19 protein-coding genes and 1 pseudogene are annotated in these 20,464 nt (G+C 62.0%); 14 read left to right on the forward strand and 6 right to left on the reverse strand.

Features of this window, described 5'->3' with window-relative positions; all coding sequences use genetic code 11:
• Positions 1-628: 628 nt before the first annotated feature.
• Positions 629-925, reverse strand: coding sequence for a hypothetical protein (locus RA302_RS28560; protein WP_020971354.1), 297 nt, complete (start codon positions 923-925; stop codon positions 629-631).
• A gap of 350 nt (positions 926-1,275) precedes the next feature.
• Here RA302_RS28560 and RA302_RS28565 point away from each other — a divergent pair, with 350 nt between their 5' ends.
• The 14 genes and pseudogenes from RA302_RS28565 to RA302_RS28630 all read left to right on the forward strand — a co-directional run bounded on the left by RA302_RS28565 (position 1,276) and on the right by RA302_RS28630 (position 15,494).
• Complete coding sequence (locus RA302_RS28565) at positions 1,276-2,415, forward strand: glutathione-independent formaldehyde dehydrogenase (RefSeq protein ID WP_030537139.1); 1,140 nt, start codon at positions 1,276-1,278, stop codon at positions 2,413-2,415.
• A gap of 85 nt (positions 2,416-2,500) precedes the next feature.
• Positions 2,501-2,632: pseudogene (locus tag RA302_RS28570) on the forward strand (DJ-1/PfpI family protein); the annotation flags it as partial.
• Positions 2,629-3,042: a heme-binding protein gene (locus tag RA302_RS28575; protein ID WP_007735555.1), complete on the forward strand. Its 414-nt coding sequence runs from the start codon at positions 2,629-2,631 to the stop codon at positions 3,040-3,042. The pseudogene RA302_RS28570 and the gene RA302_RS28575, both read left to right, overlap by 4 nt.
• 1,072 nt (positions 3,043-4,114) lie before the next feature.
• Entirely contained in the window at positions 4,115-5,989 is a 1,875-nt protein-coding gene (dnaK, locus tag RA302_RS28580) for a molecular chaperone DnaK (protein ID WP_030537137.1), read from the forward strand.
• 8 nt (positions 5,990-5,997) lie between these two features.
• Positions 5,998-6,522: a nucleotide exchange factor GrpE gene (locus RA302_RS28585; protein ID WP_007735553.1), complete on the forward strand. Its 525-nt coding sequence runs from the start codon at positions 5,998-6,000 to the stop codon at positions 6,520-6,522.
• Between the two features lie 6 nt (positions 6,523-6,528).
• Positions 6,529-7,434 (forward strand): DnaJ C-terminal domain-containing protein, encoded by a 906-nt coding sequence (locus RA302_RS28590; protein WP_030537136.1) that lies wholly within the window; start codon positions 6,529-6,531, stop codon positions 7,432-7,434.
• Positions 7,431-7,760 carry a chaperone modulator CbpM gene (locus RA302_RS28595; protein WP_030537135.1) on the forward strand — a complete coding sequence of 110 codons (330 nt, stop codon included), beginning with the start codon at positions 7,431-7,433 and terminating at the stop codon, positions 7,758-7,760. The genes RA302_RS28590 and RA302_RS28595 overlap by 4 nt, the downstream gene beginning before the upstream one ends.
• Complete coding sequence (gene clpB, locus RA302_RS28600) at positions 7,742-10,375, forward strand: ATP-dependent chaperone ClpB (protein ID WP_030537134.1); 2,634 nt, start codon at positions 7,742-7,744, stop codon at positions 10,373-10,375. Before RA302_RS28595 ends, clpB begins: the two co-directional genes overlap by 19 nt.
• Before the next feature lie 14 nt (positions 10,376-10,389).
• A complete protein-coding gene (trxA, locus tag RA302_RS28605) occupies positions 10,390-10,842 on the forward strand; it encodes a thioredoxin (RefSeq protein ID WP_030537133.1) in 453 nt (150 codons plus the stop codon).
• On the forward strand, positions 10,839-11,105 hold the full coding sequence (locus RA302_RS28610) for a UBP-type zinc finger domain-containing protein (RefSeq protein ID WP_007735548.1): 267 nt from the start codon (positions 10,839-10,841) through the stop codon (positions 11,103-11,105). The genes trxA and RA302_RS28610 overlap by 4 nt, the downstream gene beginning before the upstream one ends.
• A complete protein-coding gene (locus RA302_RS28615) occupies positions 11,083-12,810 on the forward strand; it encodes an FAD-dependent oxidoreductase (RefSeq protein ID WP_030537132.1) in 1,728 nt (575 codons plus the stop codon). Before RA302_RS28610 ends, RA302_RS28615 begins: the two co-directional genes overlap by 23 nt.
• A gap of 13 nt (positions 12,811-12,823) precedes the next feature.
• Positions 12,824-13,264 carry a DUF1931 family protein gene (locus RA302_RS28620; protein ID WP_024487875.1) on the forward strand — a complete coding sequence of 147 codons (441 nt, stop codon included), beginning with the start codon at positions 12,824-12,826 and terminating at the stop codon, positions 13,262-13,264.
• Positions 13,265-14,518: 1,254 nt separating this feature from the next.
• Positions 14,519-14,980, forward strand: coding sequence for an Hsp20/alpha crystallin family protein (locus RA302_RS28625; protein ID WP_030537131.1), 462 nt, complete (start codon positions 14,519-14,521; stop codon positions 14,978-14,980).
• Positions 14,981-15,143: 163 nt separating this feature from the next.
• The gene (locus tag RA302_RS28630) at positions 15,144-15,494 is read left to right on the forward strand and encodes a hypothetical protein (RefSeq protein ID WP_230587619.1); all 351 of its coding nucleotides are present in this window, start codon (positions 15,144-15,146) and stop codon (positions 15,492-15,494) included.
• A 98-nt stretch (positions 15,495-15,592) separates the two neighbouring features.
• Here RA302_RS28630 and dnaB read toward each other — a convergent pair whose 3' ends face one another.
• The 5 genes from dnaB to rpsF all read right to left on the reverse strand — a co-directional run bounded on the left by dnaB (position 15,593) and on the right by rpsF (position 20,391).
• Positions 15,593-18,250, reverse strand: a complete 2,658-nt coding sequence (dnaB, locus tag RA302_RS28635; RefSeq protein WP_030537129.1) for a replicative DNA helicase — start codon at positions 18,248-18,250, stop codon at positions 15,593-15,595.
• A 508-nt stretch (positions 18,251-18,758) separates the two neighbouring features.
• Positions 18,759-19,214: a 50S ribosomal protein L9 gene (rplI, locus tag RA302_RS28640; RefSeq protein ID WP_007735531.1), complete on the reverse strand. Its 456-nt coding sequence runs from the start codon at positions 19,212-19,214 to the stop codon at positions 18,759-18,761.
• An 18-nt stretch (positions 19,215-19,232) separates the two neighbouring features.
• The gene (rpsR, locus tag RA302_RS28645; protein ID WP_003941245.1) at positions 19,233-19,475 is read right to left on the reverse strand and encodes a 30S ribosomal protein S18; all 243 of its coding nucleotides are present in this window, start codon (positions 19,473-19,475) and stop codon (positions 19,233-19,235) included.
• 39 nt (positions 19,476-19,514) lie between these two features.
• Entirely contained in the window at positions 19,515-20,039 is a 525-nt protein-coding gene (locus RA302_RS28650; protein WP_003941248.1) for a single-stranded DNA-binding protein, read from the reverse strand.
• 64 nt (positions 20,040-20,103) lie between these two features.
• Positions 20,104-20,391 (reverse strand): 30S ribosomal protein S6, encoded by a 288-nt coding sequence (gene rpsF / locus RA302_RS28655; protein WP_003941237.1) that lies wholly within the window; start codon positions 20,389-20,391, stop codon positions 20,104-20,106.
• Positions 20,392-20,464: the final 73 nt, after the last annotated feature.

Raw genomic sequence — 20,464 nt, forward strand, 5'->3', positions numbered from 1 at the left:
AATCGGGCTTGCAGTCAGTACCTATGGATGGCGCTGGGAGGAAAGCGATTCCGGGCCGTCGGTATTGCAGCGACTGCAGAAATTTTCGCCGTCAACCGCATCCGGGACCTCAACGAGGGCCAAGACACCGCCGAACTGACCGTCCGTATCAGCGGCCCGGGTTTGGACACGTTCGACGCTGACTGCGAGGCACCCAAAGGTAACGTGCTACCCCAGGTCGGTGACCGGCGCACGGTGATGGTGAATCCATCCGACCTCACCTTTGCCATCGTCTATGACCATCTTTCCAACAGGACTAGCACCAATCGTCCTTGCTCGATGATCCGTGGTGCTCCACTAAGCCCTCCTCCAAGAACAAGGAGTCCTACTTCACTCCAGGCAGGTCACCTCAAACTCGAAACACTTTGCAATGAAACGAGTTTGAAATGCTCTTCCTACACGGGTAGCGAGTTGGCTCGACTGAGTGCCCTGCTCGTGATCTACCGATACCTGGGCGGAAGCGAGCGACGGACAGTACGCCACAGCCGCGCACGCCGGCAAAGCTACCGTGATTCGGGTATGGCTGTGGCACAACTGTATTCACAACCGAATGTGACCGCCATCGACAAGACATTTTCCAGTCGGTTGTTCAGACTTTTTCAGCGAGAACGTCGAGGTAGCTGATTTCGGGCGGCGCAGCGAAGAGTTCGTCGGCGCGTTCGCCGAGGGCCTTGCCGACCGGACCATTGAGATGTGTCTCGCGGGCAGCTTGGTCCGGGAATGCGTCGATGATGCCGAACGACGAGGGCCCGAACCGCACCGCGAACCAGGGTTTCGTGCCGGGCTCCTGCTCGACGAGCGGCAGTGCCGATCGGAGGAATTCCTCGACCGCTTCTTCCTTGCCGGGCTTCGCTTCAAGTCGGACCAGCAGCGCCTTGGTGGCCATATCGGATCTCCTCTTCGAGGTGGTGAACACTGTCAAGCATCACACCATCCATCGGTTAATGGAAGGTACCCAAACCCACCGTTCGAGGAAACCGATCCCAACCCCCTAGCGATCGTGGAGCCGAAGGAGGAGACTCCATGGTGAGGGAATGCGATGCCTGGATGCAGCCGCAGTTGCGTCGATGGCAGGAAAAATGTTGGTGCGCCGACATTTTGGTGCGGTCTTCACTTCTGCGCCCCGTGGACCTTCCCCGAACAGCACGATTCATTCGGTCGGTCGCTCACGCGTGGACGCCTGCGGCCGACGAGATCAACCGGAAAGCCGCAGCTACAAGACAAGGGAGTGCCGCGATGAAAGCGCTTGTATACGACGGGCCTCGAGAGGTCCACGTCAAGGACGTGCCCGATGCGCGGATCGAGAATCCGACAGATGTGCTGGTGAAGATCACGAGCACCAACATCTGCGGGTCGGATCTACACATGTACGAAGGCCGCACCGATCTGGAGCCCGGAATGGTCCTCGGTCACGAAAACTTGGGCATCGTCGCCGAAGTCGGCAATGCAGTGGTCAAAGTATCGCCAGGGGATCGAGTGTGCTTGCCGTTCAACATCGGCTGCGGCTTCTGCCGAAACTGCGAGGAAGGGTTGACTGCATTCTGCCTGACGGTGCACCCCGATCCGACGATGGCCGGCGCTGCATTCGGTTTCGCGGGGATGGGCCCGTTCTGGGGCGGACAGGCGGAATATCTGCGAGTGCCGTTCGGCGACTTCAACTGTCTGCGACTGCCCGAGGATGCCCAGGACAAGGAAACCGACTACGTGATGCTGTCGGACATCTTTCCCACCGGATGGCATTGCACCCGCCTGGCCGACATGCAACCCGGCGATTCGATGGTGGTCTACGGCGCTGGCCCAGTCGGTTTGATGGCCGCGTATTCGGCGATGATCCAGGGAGCGAGCAAGGTGATGATCGTCGACCGCCACCCCGACCGACTACGCCTGGCCGAAGAGATCGGCGTCGTCCCCATCGACGACTCGAAGGGCGACCCCGTCGAGCAGGTCCTCGAGCAAACCAACGGGAAAGGCGCAGACAAGGGGTGCGAGTGCGTCGGCTATCAGGCACACGACCCGCAAGGCCACGAGGACGCCGCCATGACGATGAACCGGCTCGTGGATTCGGTGCGCTTCACCGGCCACATCGGGGTGGTCGGCATCTTCCTTCCCCAGGACCAGAACGGCCCCGACGAACTCGAGCGCAACGGCAAGATCGCCTTCGACATGGGCAAATTCTGGTTCAAGGGCCAGAAGATCGGCACCGGACAAGCGAACGTCAAACACTACAACCGGCAACTGCGCGACCTCATCCACGAAGACCGGGCAAAGCCCTCCTGGATCATCTCCCACGAACTCCCGCTCGCCGAAGCCGAATCCGGCTACCAGCACTTCGACGCTCGCGACGACGGCTGGACCAAAGTCGTCCTGCATCCCTGACACGGCCAGAACCGAGAGGAGCACAACGATGCCAATGCCACTGCAGGGCAAGCAGATAGCGATACCGACTGCCGACGGGGCCGGAGGAGTAGAAGTCGTAGACGAACAGGTCGCGATCGACGGGAACCTGATCTCGAGCCGCTCGCCCGACGACCTTCCTGCGTTCCGTCAGGCCATCGTCGAGCAGTTCGCGAAGCTCGGGGCAGGTGCGTCATGACCGTGAACCAGACCTCGGTGTCCCTCGACGATGCGCAGCGGGTCATCGCCGCAGGACAGGCCAAAGCCACCGAGATCGAGTCGCCGTCGAACATTGCGGTGGTCGATGCCGGCGGCAACCTCGTGGCTCACGTGCGAATGGACGGTGCCTGGATCGCCAGCATCGACATCTCGATCAACAAGGCGTTCACCGCGCGGGCATTAGACGTCTCGACCGAGGACCTCGCGGCCAACGCGGGCCCGGGCGAGCAGTTCTACGGGATACACGCCTCCAACGGCGGACACATCATGATCTTCACAGGCGGTGTGCCTCTGCGGCACAACGGCCAGGTCGTGGGCGCTGTCGGCGTCAGCGGCGGCACCGGGGAGCAGGACAAGACCGTCGCCGAGGCGGCCGTGGCGGCGCTGTGAGCTCTGTTTCATCCGCGCGTCAGGTGAATTGACGCCGGCCAAGCCCGCTCGGCGAAACCGAATCCGGCGACCAGCATTTCGACGCTCACGACGACGGTTGGACCAAAGTCGTACTGCATCCCTGAGGCGGCTCCGAGCCGAGACGAACACAACCACGGCCAGACCTAGCACACCTGCGCCACCACGGGGGCGAGAGCAAACCGACCCCTCGATCGAAATCCTGCCAAAGGATGTAGCACAGGAATAGACGAGAACCACGTAAGTCCCGTAGTGACGGTGGCCGAAACATCTTGAATTGCAATAGCTCCCGCCTGAGCGGTCTGTTGACCAGCCACAGAACGGGACGTTGAACCGTGCAGCACGCGGGTGTTCGCCACCTACTCGCAACCAATTGGAACCGGCCAGTAGTGGCTCATTACCTTTCTGTCACAAGGCGATTCGATAGAACTACAATGAATCTCGTCCGGGTTCAACGGAGCTGCTGTTCACTGACTGTGACGATCTTTCGCAAAGGGAGTTCTCCTTTTGCATGCGCCGCGGTAGTGTGGACGTACCGCAGTAGCGGCCGACACTCGAGTTTTCGTGTCGAAGCCGATACTCGGAGTTTCATGCGATGGCCGCTTCGATCGGGTTCCGGCGGGCATCTTCGATCAAGGGCAGGTGTGGTCGCCACTGCCCCGTTGCGCCCCGCCCATCAGGCGAATGTTGTTGACGCCCTTTAGGTGGACGAAAAGACTCATCATGGCTGGGTGGTTCGTGAGCTCAACCGGTTGACCGGCGGTCGGGCCCTGTCAGTACACACAGGCCCGGCGAACCCCACAACATCAACGCTGAGGGGCGTGATGTCAAAGCACAGTGGCGGAAACCCTTACCCTCGGCCGCTCTCGAGCCTCACGCCCGCCATCCACGGATTGGTGTCGGGCGCCGTTATCGGCGCCCTGCTCGGTCTCCGTGACTTCACCCAATCCACTCGCCAAAACCAGGGAACTACGAAGTCCTTGCCGACATCGAGCGAAGTTGCGGGCGGAATCGCACTTGCTCAACGGCCGGGCCGATCGAAAGGAATTGAGTCATGACAACTGCTGTAGGCATCGACTTGGGCACAACCAACTCGGTCATCGCAAGCTGGCAAGGCGGCGAGCCGGTGGTGATCTCCAATGTGGAGGGAGCACGGACGACGCCTTCGGTGGTGGCGTTCACCGAGAACGGTGAGCGTCTGGTGGGCCAGCTTGCCCGACGGCAGGCGATCTTGAATCCGAAGGGCACGATCTACTCGGCGAAACGCTTCATCGGACGTCACTACGACGAGATCTCCGAGGAAGCCAAAGCGGTCAGCTTCGACGTCGTAGCGGGTGACAACGGTGAGGCCCGCTTCGACGTGCGCGGCAAGAAATACGCACCAGAGGAGATCAGCGCTCTCGTGCTGCGCAAGCTCGTCGACGACGCGAGCAAGTTCCTCGGTGAGAAGGTGAAGGAAGCGGTCATCACTGTTCCTGCCTACTTCAACGACGCGCAACGAAACGCCACCAAGGACGCCGGCCGTATCGCAGGCCTCGAGGTTTTGCGGATTATCAACGAACCGACCGCTGCGGCACTCGCGTACGGCATGGACAAACAGACCCACGAAACCGTACTGGTCTTCGACCTCGGCGGCGGAACCTTCGATGTGAGCCTGCTGGACGTCGGAGAGGGGGTAGTCGAGGTTCGTTCCACGGCCGGCGACTCCCACTTGGGCGGCGACGACTTCGATCGACGCGTGGTGGACTACCTCGCCGACGAATTCCAGCGCGCGGAGAACATCGATCTGCGTAAGGATGCGCAGGCGTTGCAACGACTGTTCGAAGCCGCGGAGAAGGCAAAGGTTGAGCTGTCCTCGGTGACCCAGGCCCAGGTAAACCTGCCTTTCGTTACCGCTGACGCGAATGGTCCCAAACATCTCACCACTACGATCATGCGATCGAAGTTCGATGATTTGACTGCCGATCTGGTGGAACGGTGCCTCGGCCCGGTGAAGCAGGCCATGAGTGACGCCAAGGTCGCCGCCAACGACATCGACGAAGTGATACTGGTCGGCGGTTCGACACGTATCCCGGCTGTACAGGCGCTGGTTCGCCGGCTGACCGGCGGCAAGGACCCCCACATGGGCGTCAACCCGGACGAGGTCGTTGCCCTCGGAGCCGCAGTCCAGGCAGGCGTGCTCAAAGGCGAGGTTTCCGATGTGTTGTTACTCGATGTCACCCCACTGTCCCTCGGCGTCGAGACGCAGGGCGGGGTGATGACGAAGATCATCGAGCGGAACACGACGATCCCGGCACGGCGCAGCGAAGTGTTCTCCACGGCGGAAGACAATCAGTCCGCCGTGGACGTCGTGGTGTTGCAGGGCGAACGCGAACGTGCGGCCGACAACCGGGTGCTGGGCCGGTTCCGGCTGGAAGACATCCGCCCCGCGCCACGTGGCGAGGCCCAGGTGGAAGTCATTTTCGACATCGACGCCAACGGCATCCTGAACGTCACCGCTCGCGACAAGGATACCGGCAAGGAACAGAGCATCACGATCAGTGAACAGGGCAACCTTGATCAGGGTGAGGTCGAGCGCATGTTGGCGGAGGCCGAACGGAACCGGGGTGAGGACGAGGCGCTGCGCAAGGCGGTCGACGCGCGCAACGGGCTCGATTCGGTTGCGTATCAAGTGGAGCGGCGACTCGCCGAACTCGGTGACAGTGCCCCGCCGCATGAGAAGGCGCGGGCCGAGATGCTGGTTGCCGACGCCCGAAAGGCCGTGCAGGACGGCGCTTCATCCGCGGAGGTTCAGCCACTCACCTCGGAGCTGCAACAGCTGCTCTACGGACTTGTGCCGGACCAGTCGGACGACGGCCAAGCAGGCGGCGCTGATGCTGCGTCGTCGGATGACGGCGACGTGATCGACGCCGAATTCGATCGAAGCTGAGGCGCACGATGGAAATGTCTGCAGATCATTCGACGACTGAGCCGACTACCAACAGCGCCGACACGGATCAAAGCAAGACCGAGTCCGATCGCGCCGAGACGGCAGACGAGCTGTCTCAACTCGAGGACCGTTGGCGCAGGGCCGTCGCAGATCTGGACAACCTGCGCAAGCGATACGCCAAAGATCTGGACCGTGAACGCGCCGCGGAAGTAGCGAAGGTTTCGGCGGCGTGGCTGCCGATACTGGACAACTTGGAGCTTGCGCTTGCACACGCAGGCAGCGATCCGCAGGCCGTCGTCGAAGGTGTGAAGGCGATCCGGGACCAGGCGGTACAGGTGCTCTCACGACTCGGCTTCGAGCGCCACGACGAGGCCGGTGTGCCGTTCTCCCCGGAACTCCACGAAGTGGTCAGTGTGGTAACCCGACCCGACCTTCCGTCCGGGACCGTGGTCGAGGTCTTGCGCCCGGGTTATGGAGAGGACGGGCGACAGTTGCGGCCCGCCGCGGTGGTCGTCAGCCGCCCAGAGGGGTGAGCACCGATGGCCCGTGACTACTACGAAGTACTCGGCGTACCGAAGGGCGCCGGCACCGACGAAATTCAGCAGGCGTACCGCAAGCTGGCCCGCAAGTACCACCCCGATGTGAACAAGGATCCCACTGCGGAGGACAGGTTCAAGGAGGTCAACGAGGCCTATCAGGTGTTGTCCGACCCGGACACCCGGAAACGCTATGACCGATTCGGTGACGACTTCCGGCATGTACCCGAGGATTACGACGAACGGGTGCGGGCAAACGCCGCCGGGTACGGCGGTGGCGGGAGACGGGTGCACTTCGGTCACGGTGTCGGTGGTGAGGGTGCCGTCGACTTCGAAGACCTCTTCGGGCAGATGTTCGGCGGAGGCGGTGGGTTCGGACCGATTCCCGGCGCCGATCAGGAGGCCGAACTGGAACTGGCTCTGGAAGAGGCCTATCAGGGCGGAAAACGCACTCTCAGACTGGACGGACGGCAGTATGACGTCGACATTCCAGCCGGCGTCCTGGACGGCCAGCGAATCCGGTTGGCCGGGCAAGGAGGCCGAGGCAACGGTGACGCGCCGCCTGGGGATCTGTACCTCGTGGTGCGGATCAAACCGCATTCACGGTTCCGCGTGCAGGGTCGGGACATCTACGTCGATCTGCCCGTATCGCCATGGGAGGCGGTTCTCGGGTCGACAGTCGTCGTTCCCACACCGGGCGGAGAGGCGAAAGTCAAAGTGGTGCCTGGCTCTTCGACTGGTAGGAAGCTGCGCCTGCGCGGAGAAGGAATGCCGAATCCGCGGGGCGCCAACGGCAACCTCTACGCCGAAATCAAGGTGATGGTGCCGCCGAAACCGACAGCACGTGAACGCGAACTGTTCGAGCAGTTGGGCGCCGAATCGAACTTCGATCCGAGGAAAGAGACATGAGCACCTCAACGCCGATCACTCAGTACGTATTGGTTCGCCGTGCCGGATTGTCGCCGGATGCCTTCGCCGAACGTACCGGGCTGCACCCCGACCTGGCACGAAAGCTTGTGGCTCTCGGCCTGCTCGACGCCCACCGCGACGCCGGCGGCGAGATGTCGTTCGAACCATCCGAAGTGACCCACGCCGCCCGCATCCAACGGCTGCGGACCGGCCTGGGCCTGAACTACTCGGCAATCGGGCTCGTGCTCGATCTGCTGGATCGAATCGAGAAACTCGAAGCAGCTTCCCGCAGAAGGAGGACACCCCCATGGACACCGGCAGCCTGACTGAAAAGTCACGAGAAGCCCTGCAGGAAGCCCAGAACGTCGCGACCAGAATGGGCCACACCGAAGTCGACGGAGAGCACCTGCTGCTCGCATTGGTCGATCAGCAGGAAGGGTTGGTGCCCCGACTGCTCGAACAGGCCGGCGCGAATGTCGAAGCACTTCGATCCGATCTGGAACGTGAACTGTCGCGTAGGCCGAAGGTCAGCGGCCCCGGCGCGACACCCGGTCAGGTGACGATCACCCAGCGTCTGGCCAAGCTGCTCGACGCCGCAGAGCGGGAGGCGAAGAGACTCAAGGATTCCTACGTGTCGGTGGAGCATCTTGTGATGGCCCTCTCCGAGGAAGGATCGGCCAGCGCGGCCGGGCGGGTCCTCGCCAGTCACGGGGTCACACGGGACGCCTTCCTCACAGCGCTGACGAAGGTGCGCGGCAATCAGCGCGTCACCTCGGCCACCCCGGAGGGGGCGTACGAGGCATTGGAGAAGTACGGACGCGACCTCGTCTCCGAGGGGCGGGCAGGCAAACTCGATCCGGTCATCGGCCGAGATGCCGAGATACGCAGGGTAACTCAGATCTTGAGCCGGAAAACGAAGAACAACCCGGTGCTGATCGGCGACCCCGGCGTCGGTAAGACCGCGATCGTCGAGGGCCTCGCCCAGCGGATCGTCCGCGGCGACGTGCCCGAGGGCCTACGCGACAAGACGATCTTCTCGCTCGACATGGGTTCTCTGGTGGCCGGTGCGAAGTACCGCGGCGAGTTCGAGGAGCGACTGCAGGCCGTGCTGTCCGAGGTGAAGGCTGCCGAGGGGCGCATCCTGTTGTTCGTCGACGAGTTGCATACCGTGGTCGGAGCAGGCTCGGTCGGCGGCGAGGGGTCTCTCGATGCCGGCAACATGCTCAAACCGATGCTCGCACGCGGCGAACTGCACATGATCGGTGCCACCACTCTCGACGAGTATCGCAAGCACATCGAATCCGATGCGGCACTGGAGCGTCGATTCCAGACCGTTCTCGTCGACGAGCCCAGTGCCGAGGATGCGATCTCGATTCTGCGCGGACTTCGAGAACGCCTCGAGGTGTTCCATGGCGTGAAAATTCAAGACGGTGCATTGGTGGCCGCCGTGACCCTCTCGCACCGGTACATCACCGACCGCTTCCTTCCGGACAAGGCGATCGATCTCGTAGACGAGGCATGCGCTCGGCTCCGCACCGAAATCGATTCGATGCCTGCCGAACTCGACGAGCTCACCCGGAAGGTGACCCGTCTGGAGATCGAAGAGGCCGCACTGTCCAAGGAAACGGACGCGGCCAGCAAAGCGCGCCTCGAAGAATTGCGCAAGGAGCTGGCCGACCTGCGGGCCGAGGCAGACGCCCGGCACGCTCAATGGGAGGCGGAGCGGCAGGCGATCCGGCGGGTGCAAGAACTGCGAGGAGATTTGGAACGGTTGCGCGTCGAGGCCGAGGCCGCCGAACGCAACTACGACCTCAATCGGGCAGCCGAGTTGCGATACGGCGAGATCACCGAGCTCGAACGCCGGCTCGAGGCGGCGGAGGAGCAACTGGCCACCAGACAAGGCCGAAATCCGTTGCTGCGTGAAGTGGTCACCGAAGACGAGATCGCAGAGATCGTGGCCGCATGGACGGGTATCCCGGTCGCCCGGCTGCAAGAAGGTGAGCGGGAGAAGTTGTTGAAGCTCGACGAGATCCTGCACGAGCGGGTCGTCGGTCAGGACGAGGCGGTGCAACTGGTCGCGGACGCTGTGATCCGGGCGAGGTCCGGTATCCGTGATCCTCGTCGACCGATCGGTTCGTTCATTTTCCTGGGCCCGACGGGCGTCGGAAAGACCGAGCTTGCAAAGACATTGGCCAGCGCCCTATTCGACAGTGAAGACAACATGGTGCGCCTCGATATGAGCGAGTACCAGGAACGGCACACGGTGAGTCGGCTCATCGGTGCACCTCCCGGATACGTCGGGTACGACGAAGGTGGCCAGCTCACCGAGGCGGTGCGGCGTAAGCCGTACTCCGTGGTGCTCTTCGACGAGATCGAGAAGGCCCACGCCGACGTCTTCAATACCCTGCTGCAGGTGCTCGACGACGGCCGGATCACCGATTCTCAAGGCAGGCAAGTCGATTTCCGGAACACGGTGATCATCATGACCTCCAACATCGGATCCCAGCATCTCCTCGACGGGGTCACAGCCGACGGCGAAATCAAGCCGGACGCCAGGGAACGGGTGATGGCAGAACTGCGCGGGCATTTCCGCCCCGAATTCCTCAACCGGGTCGACGACATCGTGCTGTTCTCCCCACTCACCCTGCCCCAGATCGAGTACATAGTGGAACTGCAACTCACCGACCTTCGAAACAGGTTGTCGGAGCGCCAGATACACCTGGAAATCACGCCGGAGGCACGCCGACTGATCGCCGAACACGGGTTCGACCCTGTCTACGGTGCGCGGCCGCTGCGCCGATACATCGCACACGAGGTCGAAACCAAGATCGGCCGTGCACTGTTGCGCGGCGAGATCAAACCGGACGGCACCATCAGCGTCACGGTGGACGGCGGCGAGCTTGCCGTCGCGTATGCCGAACCCGCCGTCGCGGCGGCCTGAGAAGAGGTGTCGTCATGGGATCCGACAAGGTGAAGTGCCCGCACTGCGGCAAGACCAACAACATCCCGGCAGCAGGGGAAGGAAAACCTCGCTGCGGCAACTGCCACGAGCCGCTGCCCTGGATCGCCGCGGCGGGAGACGGTGACTTCGCGGAGATCGTCGAAAAATCCTCGGTGCCTGTGCTCGTGGATCTGTGGGCGACGTGGTGCGGCCCGTGTCGCATGGTCAGCCCCGCGCTCGAGCAGCTCGCCAGAGAACACGCCGGCCAGATCAAGCTGGTCAAGGTCGACGTCGATGCTGCACCCCGGACGGCTGAACGATTCACCGTCCGCGCCGTGCCGACTCTGCTGGTGATGGACCGGGGTGAGGTTCTCGCTCGCCAGTCGGGCGCAGCTCCGGTCCCCCAGCTGCGCACGTGGCTCGATCAGGCGCTCTCGGAAAATGCCGGCGAGGAGGCGAAGTCATGAGTCCTGTCCATGCGGACCCACATGTAACCGCGATCCGGGCCGTGGTGCCCCGTACCCCGCAGGGCTGCGAGGAATGTCTTCGCCTCGGCACCCCGTGGGTGCATCTGAGGCTGTGCCTGACGTGCGGACACGTCGGTTGCTGCGACTCTTCGCCGGGCAGGCACGCGAGTGCTCACGCTCACGCCATCGGGCATCCGATCGTCCAGTCGATGGAGCCCGGCGAGGATTGGCGGTGGTGTTATGTCGACCAGAACTTCGTCTGAGGGCGCCTCACCCATCGGGTACAGCCCGCCGGTCGACGACGAGACCCCGGACGAGGAGGGCGCCTTCCCGCGGCTGACGGACGACCAGGTCGCGAAGCTCGAGGTCGGTGGCTCGCGTCGACCGGTTCACGCCGGCGAGGTGCTGATCCGAGAAGGCGCGCCTGACAACGATTTCGTCGTCGTCCTTTCCGGAAAGATCGTAGTCGTCGACGAAGGCGACGCGGACGGCGAGCGCCGGATACTGCGCGTGCACGGTCCTGGGCGTTTCCTGGGCGAGCTCGGACTCCTGGAAGGTCAGGTGGCGTTCTTCACCGCCGAAGCGATCGAGGACGGCGAGATACTCGTCGTCCCGGCCGAGCAGGTACGCGAGCTGATTGCCCACGATCCCGTGCTCAGCGATTTGATCCTGCGCGCCTACCTTGTGCGTCGGCACTTGCTGATCGGGCTCGGCTCCGGATTCCGGATCATCGGCTCCTGCTTCTCCCCGGATACGTTGCGACTTCGTGAGTTCGCGAGGCGAAACCGTCTGCCCCACAAGTGGTTCGACTTGGAACAGGACGAACGAGTGGAGCAGCTGCTACGCAGCCTGAACGTCGCACCCGAGGACACACCCGTCGTGATCTGGCACGGCGAGAAGGTGCTGCGCAATCCGACGAATGCGGAACTCGCACGCGTCGTCGGGCTTCCTGTCCCGGCACCCGTCGCGGACGCAGCCAAGGACGTCTACAACCTCGTCGTCGTGGGTGCCGGACCGGCCGGCCTGGCCGCATCGGTGTACGGCGCCTCGGACGGGTTGAACACGGTGACGTTGGAGCGGATCGCTGCGGGCGGCCAAGCCAGTACCTCATCCCGGATCGAGAATTATCTGGGATTCCCCGCCGGGGTCTCCGGCTCCGAATTGGCCGAGCGAGCCGTGCTCCAGGCCGGGAAGTTCGGCGCCCGCATCCTGGTGTCGGCAGAAGTGACCGGTTTGGGATCCGAGGCCGGGAACCATGTGCTCCGACTGGCGGACGGCGGGTCGGTGCACGCCCGGGCCGTTGTGCTCGCCGCCGGGGCGCGGTACCGCAAGTTGGCCGTTCAGGGGATCGAGGCGCTGGAAGGAACAAGCGTGTACTACGCCGCAACGCATCAGGAAGCACGGATATGCGGCACCGACCCGATAGCCATCGTCGGTGGCGGCAACTCCGCCGGCCAGGCCGCCGTCTTCCTCGCCGAGCACGTCTCACAGGTGCACCTGCTCATCCGCGGCGATGACCTCGGGAAGAGCATGTCCCGATACCTGGTCGACCAGATCGAACACCATCCGCGGGTCACCGTGCACCGGCACACCGAGATTCGTGCGGTCCACGGCGAGAAATACCTCGAAGCAATTGCGGTCGAGGACAATCGCACCGGCGACCAGGACACGATTCGGGTGCGCGCCCTGTTCGTCTTCATCGGGGCGGTACCGCACACCGGGTGGCTTGCCGACGCGATCGCACTCGACGACCACGGCTTCGTCCTCACCGGTGTGGACGCGATCCACGCGCGAGCGGACGGCAGCCTGCCAATCAACGGCGGCCTGTCCAGGACGCTCGAAACCAGCCTGCCCGGCCTGTTCGCGGCGGGCGACATCCGCCGCGGTTCGGTGAAACGAGTCGCATCCGCCGTCGGTGAAGGAGCGATGGCCGTACGCCAAATCCATGAATACTTCGAAAGGAGCTGACGACATGCCAGTAATGGGCACCGTGAAATTCCAGCGGTTCTTCAGGGCAGCGGCCGGACTGCAGGTCGACCGGAACGATCTCAAGCGCTATACCGATTTCATCGACGACAAGATCTACGACGTGATCCTGATCGGGAAAGCCTCCGCGAAAGCAAACTTGCGCGACGTGATCGAACCGTGGGACCTGCCGATCACCAAGGGATTACAGGAGAGCATCCACCGGTTCGAAAAACTCGACGAGGAGATCGAACTTCAACCGCTGCTCGATCAGCTCACGGCCCGCCCGCCCTTGGACGTGGCCCTCTCAGAGGAGACAGAGCAACGACTGCCGCTGATCGCAGGAGGGTTGAGCGTAGCGCTGGCGCAAACCTTCGCCACGGTCGAACCGGACCGCAAGAACCCCGGCACAGCCCAATGGACAGTCGCCTTCGACATCTTCCACCTACTTCTGTGATTACCACCCGTCCCGGCTGACAGCGCGTCGGAGTTCGAATATGCTGTCCGGCTGCGAAAATACCGGTGCGATTCAGAACTGCCTGTCAGTTGGCGTCGACGACGGAGGATTTCCGGCGAGAGGTGCGGTTTCCGCGCTCGATTCTCGAGCAGCGAGAACTCCAGTGAGGGACTCGATTACAGCCCTCAGATCTTCTGCCGTGAGCGAGTTCGGCTTACACGCCGAACCTCTGACACCGGTAGTCCGCGTGGCCAGGCGGCGAGCAGAACTTGTCGATCGCCGATCACTCCTTCGGCTCATCTGAGAACCTTTCGTCTTCACTTTCTCGATCCCCGCATCGGGCGGGCCCTGAGCACTTCTGGGCGCGCACAGCTCAAGGCCCGGCAAGGAGACCAGTGAGGGTGGTATGGCCTTGCCTTGACGAACACCCGCCCGATTGTTTGCCCCCTCGAACGGAACGGGTGCCCCCGACCCGACGAAGGTTATTGCGCACTGCTTGTAGACGACAGGGTCGAAAGTCCCAGTTCCATTGTGATGAGCAAGCTTTGACGGTAGCCGAAGTGTTCTCCCTTACAGCCGGTTCGGTGTGTGCACGAACACCGACATCGTTCGCAGCGACTCCGACGAACGAGCACCCGCGATGTTCGATGCCCGATCCACCCGCAAACATCGGGAAAAGACCTATTTTGCAAAAGCATTCGGAACAGACGTCTGCAAACCAAATACCAGTTACGGGCCACCTTTCCAGGCACCGCGGCTACTGCGCCGCTAGCGTGACGACCAAGATGTTCACCTTGCCATGCAAACGGCCATGTCACTTCTTGGCATCGAAGGCGACTGAACATGATTTATACCGATCGCACTGTTTATGGTTGAAGATGTGCGGACGACATGAACGTCCACTTCGCACGGATAGTGGGTCATCGGTGTTGTGTGCTCAATGCCGACGTCGGTCATACGCCCCGACTCGCACACGCAGAGTCGGGGCTCCGGCGGATCCGTTGCCGCACCGCCGCTACTGACGAAGTGCCGTACCGCGCCGCCCGCTTCGAATCGAGGCCGAAGGCGGCCACCGCTTTTGTCGGGACCAGGCAAAGCAGCGATCTTCAGGGACCGGAACACTTCCCCAAAGCTTCTGGCACTCTCGGTTGCAGAGTGCTAATTCGTGTGGTTATCATGTTCTCGCACAGTAAGTTCGGTCAACCGCCACAGTGGCGGTGACCTTTCTTTTCACGACATGGGAGGTGTGTTGCTGTGCTTCGTTTCGATCCTTTCACCGACATCGATGCGATCACCAAGTCCGTCCTCGCCGCGGGAACCGGCAACGGACGCAGTCCACGGTTCATGCCGATGGACCTCTACAAGGTCGAGGACCAGTACGTCCTGCACGCCGATCTTCCCGGCGTCGATCCCGGCTCGGTGGACGTTCACATCGACGGCTCGACTCTGACGTTGACCGCGCATCGCACGGCCCTCTCCGAAGAGGGTGTGAGCTGGCTGGCGAGTGAGCGTTTCGCTGGAACATACAAACGGCAGCTGTCCATCAGCGACGACATCGACGCCGAACAGATCGAGGCCTCGTACGACAACGGCGTGTTGACGGTGACGTTGCCGATCGCAGAGAAGGCGAAACCGCGGCGGATCGAGGTCTCCTCCGGACCACCCTCCCGAACCGATAACGCCGGATCGACAACACAGGTGCAGATCGAAGCCTGATCCGCCTGGCCCGAACACCGCTTGATGGTGGGGTGACTCCCGAGGACACGCGATGGGTTCTCGGGCCTCACCCACCATCGTTTCGATCTCCCACTGCACACCCGTGGCGCATACCGGTACATCCACCACACGAAAGAATCAGCGCGAGAACCCTTTAGCTGCCATGACTGCATCCACTATCCCCCCGCACGAACAATCCGACAACACCGACAACACCGAATCCCGCGCGCAAACTCCACCCGATTGGTGGGATCACCACCGTCCGATCACCAGCGATGAATACAGCGACATGGCGTTGATGCTCGGTGCACTCTCGATACTGACGTTCTGGATGTTCGGCCTCGGAATCCTCCTCGGTGCCGCCGCCATCGGAACCGCCCTGGCAGCGCGCCGACCCGACACCCCCGGACGCGATCTGGGCGACAACACCGCCGGCGTGGTCGGGATCCTCACCGGCATTGCCGGAATCGCCTTCGGCGCCGTCTTCCTCACTGCAGCACTACCCCACCTGTAGAAAAACCGAATTTTGCACTAGTGGAATCGAATTGGTGCTTGTAGCAGGATCTCACAAGATCTGAAATCCGTCCCACCTTCAGGCGATGGCGGCAGCCACTATCCCCGCGCCATATCGACGAATTTCGAGAGGTGAAGTTGGTGCGCCACAGTGATTGTCGCGGTCGGGCCGTTACGGTGCTTACCCAGAATCAGGTCGGCTTCACCGCCACGGGGATCGTCTCGCTCGGTCGCGTCGGGGCGGTACAGCAGAATCACCATGTCGGCGTCCTGCTCGAGTGAACCGGACTCACGAAGGTCGGCGACCTGGGGACGCTTGTCGGTTCGCTGCTCGGGACCACGGTTGAGCTGACAGATCGCGACAACCGGAACTTCGAGCTCCTTCGCCAAAAGCTTTAGGCTACGGGAGAATTCGGAGACTTCCTGCTGACGGGACTCGACCTTTTTACCCGAGCTCATCAGCTGGAGGTAGTCGATGACGATCAGGCGAATGTCGTGTTTCTGCTTGAGCCGCCGCGCTTTTGCGCGGATTTCCATCATGGTGAGGTTGGGGGAGTCATCGATGAATAGCGGCGCCTCACTGATCTCACTCATGCGACGCGCGAGCTTGGTCCAGTCGTCGTCGGTCATCTTTCCGGAGCGCATGTCGCCGAGCTTGATCTTTGCCTCTGCGGACAGCAGACGCATGACGATCTCGGTTTTGCTCATTTCCAACGAGAACATGACGCTGGCCATGCCGTGCGTGATGGAGCAGGAACGCAGGAAATCCATTCCGAGCGTGGAATTGTGCGTCGGGACCATCGAATGACCGGCCAGGTACATGTGGTCGGCGTTGTCGACCTCGACGCAGCGAACCGGAACACTCGCAATTGGTCGAACATCGACAATGTAGCGCGATCCGCTGCTCGCAGTGCTTTTACTCGCTCGACGCTCCTTGTGCAGCATCGCTTTCCGCGTAAGACCGAACACTTCGTCATCAGTCGAGAAGGTCAAGGTGAATGCAGTCGACGAAGCCTCGGTGCGACCGTTGACTCGCTTTGTGCTCATTTGGCAGCGATAGCCAAGACTGACCACTAATTCCTGGGCATCGCGGACGAGGCGCTCGTTGGTTACCGAAAACTGAACGGAGCCACCGGCAGTCACAGTTCCATCAGTGTCGAGAAGCCCCGCAAGAACCGCACGACGCTGCGCCTCGGACCCACGGAGATACTGGACAGGGATGTGCTTGTTGCCCAGAACACCGATCGTACGTAGGCGTCCTTGAACCGTGCCGTACTCATTGCGGCACTTCTGGCACAGTCGCAGCCCGATCGAAGGTCCACCACAGTGTGAACAGGTTGGCGCAGGTACAGGGTCAGACATGAAACGTGCTTTGCCGCCGCATGATTGACCGCATGTTCGCACCTGACTGGTGAACGGCACGAAGCTCTTTCCGCACACAACGCAATCGCGCGGAGCGACGGGATCTTCCGGGGCTAATTTAAGGCTGTAGCGCAAATGCGCCGACTTGGACGGAACTGCAACCAGGCCTTCGGCCTCGATCAACATGATGATCTCGGGATCAGCAGTGGTGAATTGTGCGCAGGCAGTAGAACCGTCACCTAGCCAAGCGCCAAGTGTGTAGGGCGGGACAAGGAGATCCTGCGTTGGTAGGTCGAGCGGCTTGGCATTCACGACAGAGTGATTAACGCGGCCATCCGCCGTTGCGCATCGCACCGTCGATGCGATCTCCGCCGTGGTTCGGACCTCGGCGAATGTCTTTTGATTCTTATAGCGGTTGTAACCTGTCTTGGCGTTCTGCGCTGAACGGCGCGAAGCACGCGTCTCCGTCAACCACTGATGCTGCTCGTCGGCCACCAACACTGTTCCATCGGAAAACTCGACCTCGTAGCAAGGACGGTCAACCATCACGTCGGTAGCGGCAACAACCCGCGTCGGCTTGCCGTGGTTGTCGATCAACAGATCGCCGACAGCAACGTCACCCATCGTGGTCCAGCCACTGGGGGTCGCGAGGGGAGTGTCGAGGGCAAGAGCCTTGCCCACACCAGGTCTAGCCGCGACGATAATCATCTGACCAGCGTGAAGACCGTTGGTGATCTCGTCGAGATCCTTGAATCCGGTGGGCACACCGAGGGAAATTCCACCGCGGCTGGCGATGGAGTCGATCTCGTCCATCGTGGGCTGGAGGAGCTCGGTGAGGGGTACGAAGTCCTCGGTGGTTCGACGCTCGGTGACCTCGAAGATCTCGGCCTGCGCGCGGTCGACAACCTCGGCCACGTCCTGACCCTCGGTGCCGGCGTAGCCGTACTGGACGATGCGAGTACCGGCGTCGACCAGACGACGCAGCACGGACTTCTCGGCCACGATCTCGGCATAGAAGGCGGCGTTGGCGGCTGTGGGCACTGTCTGGGTCAGCGTCACCAGGTAGGCAGCACCACCGATACGGCGGAGCTCACCTCGACGGTCGAGCTCGGCGGAGACCGTCACCGGGTCGGCGGGCTCGCCACGGCTGTAGAGGTCCAGGATCACGTCGTAGACGGACTGGTGAGCGGGCCGGTAGAAGTCACCCGGACGCAGTACCTCGAGGACGTCAGCGATGGCGTCCTTGCTCAGCAGCATGCCGCCGAGCACCGACTGCTCGGCAGTCATGTCCTGAGGTGGCTGGCGTCCGAACTCCTGGTCGGGCTCGGCCTCGGGAGGGCCCGGGTAGTCCGGCCCCGAGAAGTCGGAAGGTCCTCGATCATCTACAACAGCCACACGCGAGACCTTCCCGTAAAACACTCGACGACACTGCCAGAAACCGCAGCGCCCTCATCATTTGTACCTGCCCCCACCGACATCCCCTAGCCGCATTCGGCCGGGCTGTAGATAGACGCCGAGATGACGTTAGGGACTAGTAGGTCCGCATACAAACCGGACTGTGGATAAACCTGTGGATGCTTTGTGGAAACTCCCGCCCCACGGTGTGCACCGCCTGTGGAGCATTTGGGGACTACTTTGCCTAGCAACCACAAAAGACCAGGTAGATGACTATCCACAATTTCACAGGCCTGTTGATGAAAATAGTTTTTCCACAGTCGGCGCGTCGGCGTGTCGGGCGTGTTGCCTCGCCCGATTCGTCACTGATCACCAAGTCGAACATCACAGTGTGAGAGTTATCCCCAGGTCCGATTCGGGACGCTGTCAGGCGGCACACCGCACCCCGAAACAAAACGTCGGGCCCCGCACACCGAAGTGTGCGGGGCCCGGCGAGACGAACAGTCGACTATGCGCCGACTACGTTCAGGTTGAACTTGGCAACCACATCGGGGTGCAGGTTCACGACCACGGCGTGCTTGCCCGTGTTCTTGATGTGAGCCTTCGGCAACACGATGGAGCGCTTGTCGACAACCGGTCCACCGGCAGCCTTGATCGCAGCAGCGACGTCAGCGACGGTAACCGAACCGAAGAGCTTGCCCGAGCCACCGGCGGTCTTGACCGTCAGCGTTACGGACTCGAGGCCCTCGATAGCTGCCTTGAGCTCCTTGGCGTGATCCAGGCCGCGCACAGCGCGCGCTTCCTGTGCACGACGGATGCCCTCGACCTGCTTCTCGGCGCCACGGGTGGCGACGATTGCCAGTCCGCGGGGGAGCAGGTAGTTACGGCCGTAGCCGTCCTTGACCTCCACGGTGTCGCCAGGCGCACCGAGGTTGTCCACGTCAGCGGTGAGGATGAGCTTCATGTTCTTTCCTCCCTTTCCTTAGCGAGCCACGGTGGCGTAAGGCAGCAGTGCTACCTCACGTGAGTTCTTGACGGCAATGGCAACGTCGCGCTGGTGCTGGACGCAATTGCCGGTGACACGGCGAGCACGGATCTTTCCGCGATCGCTGACGTACTTACGAAGCAACGTCGTGTCCTTGTAGTTGATCTGCGTGTTCTTCTCTTTGCAGAAGGTGCAGACCTTCTTCTTCATAACCTTGTCGCGCAAGGGCGGCTTCGGCATGTCTTTGCTCTTTTCTGGATGTTCCTGATCAGGTACGGATCAGAAGGGCGGTTCGTCGCTGCCCGCACCACCGAAGGAGCCCGAAGCCTGAGGCGCACTGCCCCAAGGATCGTCTCCACCCGAAGGTGCAGCGCTCGGACGTCCGCCACCCGATCCGCCGGAGGAACCGCCGAAGTTGCCGCCTCCACCGCCGCCACCACGGTTGGCCTTGTTGACCTTTGCCGTGGCGTACTTCAGTGAAGGACCGATTTCATCGACTTCGAGCTCGACGACAGTTCGCTTTTCGCCCTCGCGAGTTTCGTACGAACGCTGCTTGAGCCGGCCGCTCACGATTACTCGTGAACCACGGGTCAAGCTCTCCGCGACGTTCTCGGCTGCTTCGCGCCAGATGTTGCAACGCATGAACAGCGCATCGCCGTCTTTCCATTCATTGGAATTACGGTCGAAGGTGCGGGGCGTGGAAGCAACCGTGAAGTTTGCAACCGCGGCACCCGCCGGGGTGAAACGAAGTTCAGGATCAGCCGTCAGGTTTCCGATGACGGTGATGATGGTGTCGCCAGCCATGTGGTTCCTCCTGCATTGATGTAAGACCGTTGGGCGCGAGAGTAGAGCTCGCTACCGACAGTAATTACTTGTTGTGGCGCAGAACCTTCGTGCGCAGAACCGACTCGTTCAGACCGAGCTGACGATCGAGCTCAGCGACGGTGGCGGGAGTGGCGTTGATGTCGATCACCGCGTAGATACCTTCAGCATGCTTCAGGATCTCGTAGGCGAGACGACGCTTACCCCAGACATCGACCTTGTCGATCGTGCCGCCGTGCTGGCGCACAACATTGAGGAACGTATCCAGTGAAGGAGCGACAGTGCGCTCGTCCAGGCTGGGGTCAAGGATGACCATCAATTCGTAATGACGCATAAGACCTCATCACCTCCTGTGGACTAAGTGAAAACGGCCACGGACTATCCGTGGCAGGAGGGTCGTTGCGTCA

Source organism: Rhodococcus sp. DN22 (genome assembly GCF_036669995.1).
Taxonomy (GTDB): domain Bacteria; phylum Actinomycetota; class Actinomycetes; order Mycobacteriales; family Mycobacteriaceae; genus Rhodococcus_F; species Rhodococcus_F erythropolis.

Coding starts and splice junctions, on each gene's coding strand:
- RA302_RS28650 (WP_003941248.1), bottom strand. CDS start 20,039: ATGGCTGGCGACACCATCATCACCGTCATCGGAAACCTGACGGCTGAT.
- RA302_RS28595 (WP_030537135.1), top strand. CDS start 7,431: ATGAGCACCTCAACGCCGATCACTCAGTACGTATTGGTTCGCCGTGCC.
- RA302_RS28615 (WP_030537132.1), top strand. CDS start 11,083: ATGTCGACCAGAACTTCGTCTGAGGGCGCCTCACCCATCGGGTACAGC.
- trxA (WP_030537133.1), top strand. CDS start 10,390: ATGGGATCCGACAAGGTGAAGTGCCCGCACTGCGGCAAGACCAACAAC.
- RA302_RS28610 (WP_007735548.1), top strand. CDS start 10,839: ATGAGTCCTGTCCATGCGGACCCACATGTAACCGCGATCCGGGCCGTG.
- RA302_RS28565 (WP_030537139.1), top strand. CDS start 1,276: ATGAAAGCGCTTGTATACGACGGGCCTCGAGAGGTCCACGTCAAGGAC.
- dnaK (WP_030537137.1), top strand. CDS start 4,115: ATGACAACTGCTGTAGGCATCGACTTGGGCACAACCAACTCGGTCATC.
- RA302_RS28560 (WP_020971354.1), bottom strand. CDS start 925: ATGGCCACCAAGGCGCTGCTGGTCCGACTTGAAGCGAAGCCCGGCAAG.
- rpsF (WP_003941237.1), bottom strand. CDS start 20,391: ATGCGTCATTACGAATTGATGGTCATCCTTGACCCCAGCCTGGACGAG.
- RA302_RS28630 (WP_230587619.1), top strand. CDS start 15,144: ATGACTGCATCCACTATCCCCCCGCACGAACAATCCGACAACACCGAC.
- RA302_RS28620 (WP_024487875.1), top strand. CDS start 12,824: ATGGGCACCGTGAAATTCCAGCGGTTCTTCAGGGCAGCGGCCGGACTG.
- rplI (WP_007735531.1), bottom strand. CDS start 19,214: ATGAAGCTCATCCTCACCGCTGACGTGGACAACCTCGGTGCGCCTGGC.
- RA302_RS28590 (WP_030537136.1), top strand. CDS start 6,529: ATGGCCCGTGACTACTACGAAGTACTCGGCGTACCGAAGGGCGCCGGC.
- rpsR (WP_003941245.1), bottom strand. CDS start 19,475: ATGCCGAAGCCGCCCTTGCGCGACAAGGTTATGAAGAAGAAGGTCTGC.
- RA302_RS28585 (WP_007735553.1), top strand. CDS start 5,998: ATGGAAATGTCTGCAGATCATTCGACGACTGAGCCGACTACCAACAGC.
- clpB (WP_030537134.1), top strand. CDS start 7,742: ATGGACACCGGCAGCCTGACTGAAAAGTCACGAGAAGCCCTGCAGGAA.
- RA302_RS28575 (WP_007735555.1), top strand. CDS start 2,629: ATGACCGTGAACCAGACCTCGGTGTCCCTCGACGATGCGCAGCGGGTC.